5 protein-coding genes are annotated in these 5178 nt (G+C 65.0%); all 5 read right to left on the reverse strand.

The window, feature by feature from the left end:
- The coding region (locus FWD29_09750) for a histidine phosphatase family protein (protein ID MCL2804212.1) at positions 1-401 on the reverse strand (401 nt) is incomplete at its 3' end.
- Positions 402-405: 4 nt separating this feature from the next.
- Positions 406-795, reverse strand: coding sequence for a ribosome silencing factor (gene rsfS, locus FWD29_09755; protein MCL2804213.1), 390 nt, complete (start codon positions 793-795; stop codon positions 406-408).
- Positions 796-805: 10 nt separating this feature from the next.
- Positions 806-2968, reverse strand: a complete 2163-nt coding sequence (locus FWD29_09760; protein ID MCL2804214.1) for a hypothetical protein — start codon at positions 2966-2968, stop codon at positions 806-808.
- Positions 2965-3537: a nicotinate-nucleotide adenylyltransferase gene (gene nadD / locus FWD29_09765; protein MCL2804215.1), complete on the reverse strand. Its 573-nt coding sequence runs from the start codon at positions 3535-3537 to the stop codon at positions 2965-2967. The genes FWD29_09760 and nadD overlap by 4 nt, the downstream gene beginning before the upstream one ends.
- Positions 3538-3690: 153 nt before the next feature.
- Positions 3691-4998 carry a glutamate-5-semialdehyde dehydrogenase gene (locus FWD29_09770; protein ID MCL2804216.1) on the reverse strand — a complete coding sequence of 436 codons (1308 nt, stop codon included), beginning with the start codon at positions 4996-4998 and terminating at the stop codon, positions 3691-3693.
- Positions 4999-5178 lie beyond the last annotated feature (180 nt).

The raw sequence follows: 5178 nt of genomic DNA on the forward strand, positions 1-5178 counted from the left end.
ACGGCAGCAGCCACCCGGGCGGCGGCTTTGGACCGCCGTTCCATGCCAATCGACTCGATATCGTGGCCTTGGCGCCACAAAGCGAACTCTGCTGGCCAGCGTTCATGCAGGTTAGCTGCTGATTCGCCCTCCCAGTCGCCAAAGTTCCGTTCCCGCAGCCGGGTGTCGAGGCTGACCTCGAGCCCGGTCAGCGCGGCCAAGGCCCCGGCCGTGGCAGCGGCCCTAACCAAGTCAGATGACACAATCGCCCCGGGCTCCAGCTCGACCAGTTGCTCGGCTGCGGTGGCCGCCTGGGCCAGGCCCGTTTCGTCTAACGGGATATCGGATTGTCCCTGGATCCGCCGCGCCTTGTTGTAGGCGGTTTGCCCGTGGCGCCAGATCACGGCTCGCTCGGCCCCCATGGCTCTACTCCCCCACCGCTGTCACTAGGGCTGGACTGGCCACAAACTGGTCCAATGGCACTTCGGGGCAGTCCTTCCAAAGCCGGTCAAGGCCGTAGTATTGGCGATCCTCGGCGTGGAAAACATGAACCACGACGGCGCCAAGATCCAACAAGACCCAACGTGACCCGGCCCGGCCTTCACGCCGGGCCTTGGCCCCAAGTTGGGTGCAGCGCTCCTCGACGGCGTCAACAATGGCATCGACCTGGCGCTCCGAGGCGCCGCTAGCTAGCACGAACACATCAGTCAGGGCCAAGTGGCTGGTCACGTCCAAGGCTTTGATTTGCTCTGCTTTGACCCCGTCAGCCGCGCTGGCTGCCGCCCTGGCCAAAGCCAGCGCTGAATCATCCGCCACTAAATGCCTCCTAGAGCACAAACAGTTTCAACACGGCCACGATGGCGCCTATCAGCAGACCGCTGCCAACGGCTACGGCGACTCGGCCGCCAACCCGGGAAGACACCCGGCCGCGCGGTGCGTCTGGTCCGTCGAGCCACGGGCCCCGGCCGTCGTCGTCGATTTCCGGTGGCCCCTCCCAGCCCATGTCATCGTCGTCGCCATCTACTTGGGCCTCTGCCTCACCGGCTTCGAGTTCTTCAGCGACATCGTCTGGGACCAGGCCGTCATCCGGCCCAGAGGCAATCGAGGCCACAACAACCGGCAATTCGGTCGAGGGCACTCCCCAGTTCAGTTCGAGATCAGCCTCGTCTTCTACCTCCGATGCCGGCGCTTGGGCTTGGACCTCTAGCTCAGCCTCCCAGTCGCTCGGCCCGGGCGGGACCTCGGCTGGTAGGGACTTAGCCACCGGGTCAACAGCCGGCAACGACGGTGGCGGGGCAGCCTCGCCAAATACCGCCGGCGGCACGGCCGGGGGGTGCGGCGTGGGTTGGGCCACGACCGGACGGCCAAGGCCGCCATGGGCCGCAGGACCAGGTCTTGGGCTAGGCCTGGGGCTGGTGACGGGTCTTGGGCGGGTCCTATTCGGGGCGGAGGAAAGAGTTTCAGCCCTAATCTGTTCGGCCAGGGCCTGGATTCTAGCCTTGGCCGCCGCCACCGGATCGGAAAGCAGATCCTCGGCCGGCGCCGGGCTGGCCGATGCCGCCGGACTGGCTGGTGCCGTACGGGCCGGCGGTGGGCTGGTTGGGCTTTGCCTTGGCCCGGCCAGCGCCGAACCAACGCTTGACGGCGCCACGCGGCCATCTGGGCCAAAGCCAATCGCCGGGGAGCGGCCTGAAGCCGCGGTGGTGGCAGCTGGCGCGGCCCGGTATGGCTCGACCGGCTGGCTTGGTTGGGCCAGGTCGGGATCGAGCGCCATCATCGGCTCGACGTAAGCGTCTGGACCGGACAAGACCGGGTCTTCGACCATCTCCCTGCCCATAGGCGCCGCCCAAGTTGGCCTGGGCCATTCGCTCGAGTCAAGAGCCGCAGGCGGCTCAACCTGGCTGGCACCTGGCAGGCTGGGCCCCGGCGGCGTGGGTTGGGCGGCCAAGGGTTTTGCTGTAACAGTTGGCATGGGAGCCGGCGCGGGCGCAGCCAGCGGCGGCCTGCTTGGCTTAGATGTTTTGGCCGGGGGCGGTGGTACTGCCACCGACTGGCCCAGAGTTGAGGCTCGGTCTGGCTCACCCAAAGTCAGCGGAGCCTTTTGATCCGGCACAACCTCAAAACCACCGCTGGTCCCCGGGGCAAAGGGGTCAACCTGGGAGACCGGACCATGCCAGGCGTCACCCTCGGCCCGGCGAGGCGGCTCAGGCTCCCCCCGGCGCGGCGCTAGCCCTGGCTCCGGCCAATTGGACGATGCCGCGGCGACAGCCTCAGCTTGGGCCGCGGGTGGGACCGGCGGCGGCTCAAACGACTCGGCCGGTTCAGGTGTTGAAGGCGACGGCGGGTCGGGCGGTGCTGACTCCGCCGAGCGGCTTAGAAGTGGCGCTTCAGCCTCACCGGTGGCGTTGAAACGGCGGCCAACCGCTGCTGGGCGCTGATGCGCTGGCAGCTCGCTGCCGGCCGGCTCTGGTGAGACCGGCTGTGCGGACGACCTGCGCGGTACCACCGCTGGGGTTTGGCTGGAAACTAAGCCCGTCCGCTCGGCCGGAGGTTTGGCCTGGTCAAAGGCTGGTGGCGCAGTCGAATCTGCCGCCGGTTCCGGTCGCTGGCCAGGGGCGCCAGCGCCATTTCCGGCCGCTACCGGTGGCGTCATGCCAAGCTGGGTCCACGAATCGCGGACTTGGTCACGGGCGGCTCGCAAGCGTTCTTCGATTCTGCGGGATTCTGCCCGGGAGGTTGGTTGGTTGGCGGAACGCCTGGCCGCAAACTCGGCTTCAGAAGGGATGGCCGGAGTTGGCTTGGAGGTGGGTGCGCCGGAGAAGGTGTAAGCCGAGCGCTGCCCGGGCGAGGCAAACCCCGGGTCTGAAGTGCCGGCATCGGGCGCCAGCCGATCAGCCCCACCGGTGTGCCCTCGTCCTCTCAGCCAGTCTTCATCTAACGGCTGGTCGGGTCGATGGGCCCGGTAGGGAGAGCCGGACGAATCGGTCATAGCGAATCCTCGGAATATAGGCGGTGCTTGGTGATGTATTGGACCACACCGTCTGGCACCAGGTACCAGATGGGCAGAGCCGTTTTGACCCTACGGCGCACGTCGGTCGACGATATCGCCAGGGCCGGTACTTCGAGCAACGACATATCGCGGTCGTCAATTCCCAGGGGTTGGAGTTGGTGGCCCGGCCTGGTCACACCCACAAAATGGGCCAAAGTGAATAGCTCGGCAGCGTCTTTCCAGGCCAGGATTTCACTCATAGCGTCCGCGCCGGTGATGAAAAAGAAGCTGGCGCCAGGCCGTTGCCGACGCAGATCGCGCAAAGTGTCGATTGTGTAGGTGACACCGCCACGGTCAATATCGACCCTAGAGACGGTGAAACGAGGGTTAGAGGCGGTGGCGATTACCGCCATGAGGTAGCGGTGTTCTGCCGCTGCTACCCGCCGCTGCTGCTTAAAGACCGGCTGACCAGTTGGAACAAAGACAACCTCATCCAAGTCGAAGACCGCGGCGGCCTCGCTCGCCGCCACCAGGTGGCCATGGTGGATTGGGTCAAATGTTCCACCCATGACCCCGATGCGGGATGGCTGAACCGGGTCTGGCACTCGGTCTCCTTAGCTTCACGAACCCCAGACGGGACTTGCCTCCCCAGTCTGTCACCAAACGGCGCCGGGCATGTAGTAGGCACGGCGACGCGCAGGTAGTTTATCGCCAGTCCCGCTTCAGGTGCGAACCTGCCCTTGACCAGATACAAGCCACTTCGAACTGGTCAACTCACCCAACCCCATTGGCCCCCGGGCGTGAAGCTTCTGGGTTGAAATGCCGATCTCCGCGCCCAGGCCAAATTCGCCTCCGTCGGTGAACCGGGTCGAGGCGTTGACTATGACGGCGGCCGAGTCGATCCGGGCGGTGAAGTCCTCAGCCGTGGAGATGTCCCGGGTGCAGATAGCCTCGGTGTGGCCAGACGACCAACGCTGAATGTGGCTGATAGCACCTTTGACTCCGTCTACCACGCCAACGGCCATTTCCAGGGCCAGGTATTCGGTGGCCCAGTCCTCGTCGGTGGCCGGCGTGGCTTCGACCCCTGAAGGCGCCAGGGCCTGGCTGGCCGCATCGGCATGCAGCACTACGCCCTGATCAGCCAAGGCCTGCAGCACCTTTGGTATGAAGTCCTGGGCAATGGCTTGGTCGACCAGCAAAGTCTCCGCCGCGTTGCAGACTGAAGGCCGCTGAACCTTGGAATTGACCACAATCTCTAAGGCTTGTGCCTGGTCAGCAGCGCGATCGACGTAGACGTGGCAGTTGCCAACGCCAGTCTCGATCACTGGCACGACTGACTCCCTGACCACGGTTTGGATAAGACCGGCACCGCCGCGCGGCACTAGCAGGTCGACCAGGCCCCTGGCCCGCATCAAGGCTCTGGCGCCTTCACGGCCAAACTTGTCGACCGTCTCGACGCAATCCGGCGGCAGTTCGGTGTCCTCCAACGACCTTCTCAGGGTTTCAACAATCGCCTGGTTGGTCCGGGCAGCGGCACTGCCGCCGCGCAAAATCACCGCGTTGCCGGACTTGATGGCCAGGCCGGCGGCGTCAACTGTGACGTTGGGCCGCGCCTCATAGATCATGCCGACCACACCCATGGGCACGCGGATCTGACGCAATTGCAGTCCGTTTGGCAAGGTCGAACCGCGGACTACCTGGCCCACCGGGTCCGGCAGCGCAATCAGCTCACGCAAGGCGGCAGCGACCTGTTCGACCCGCTGTTGGTCCAGCCTGAGGCGATCCAGCAGAGCCTCGCTTAGCCCGCCTTGACGACCCTTCGCCAGGTCCTTGGCGTTCTCTTCGATGATGACTGACGCCTGGTCAACCAAGGCCTGAGCCATGGTCTCCAAGGCTTCGTCCTTTGCCCGCCTCGAGGCCACCGCCAAGACGCGAGCCGCTTCCCGGCTGCGCCGAGCAATGGCTTCAACCTGCTCAACAATGTCCTGGTCAATGTCTGCGATAGGGCCGGCAAAGTCTGGCTGTGTCATGGCCCCAACCCTACGCGAATCCGCGAGACACTATGTGGTGATTGGCTGGGTTGGTTGGGTGGTTGGACAATAGTGGCGGCGGGGCTGGTGCCCCGCCGCCTTCAAGTCGAAGAGTTTTGAAAGGACTCGACTCATGGATCATCGTACCTATGTTGGTTTGGACGTTCACGCTTCTTCGAT

Source organism: Micrococcales bacterium, from assembly GCA_009784895.1.
Taxonomy (GTDB): domain Bacteria; phylum Actinomycetota; class Actinomycetes; order Actinomycetales; family WQXJ01; genus WQXJ01.

Excerpts from the sequence above, each read along its gene's own strand:
- FWD29_09760 (MCL2804214.1), bottom strand. The coding sequence starts at position 2,968 with ATGACCGATTCGTCCGGCTCTCCCTACCGGGCCCATCGACCCGACCAG.
- nadD (MCL2804215.1), bottom strand. The coding sequence starts at position 3,537 with ATGGGTGGAACATTTGACCCAATCCACCATGGCCACCTGGTGGCGGCG.
- FWD29_09770 (MCL2804216.1), bottom strand. The coding sequence starts at position 4,998 with ATGACACAGCCAGACTTTGCCGGCCCTATCGCAGACATTGACCAGGAC.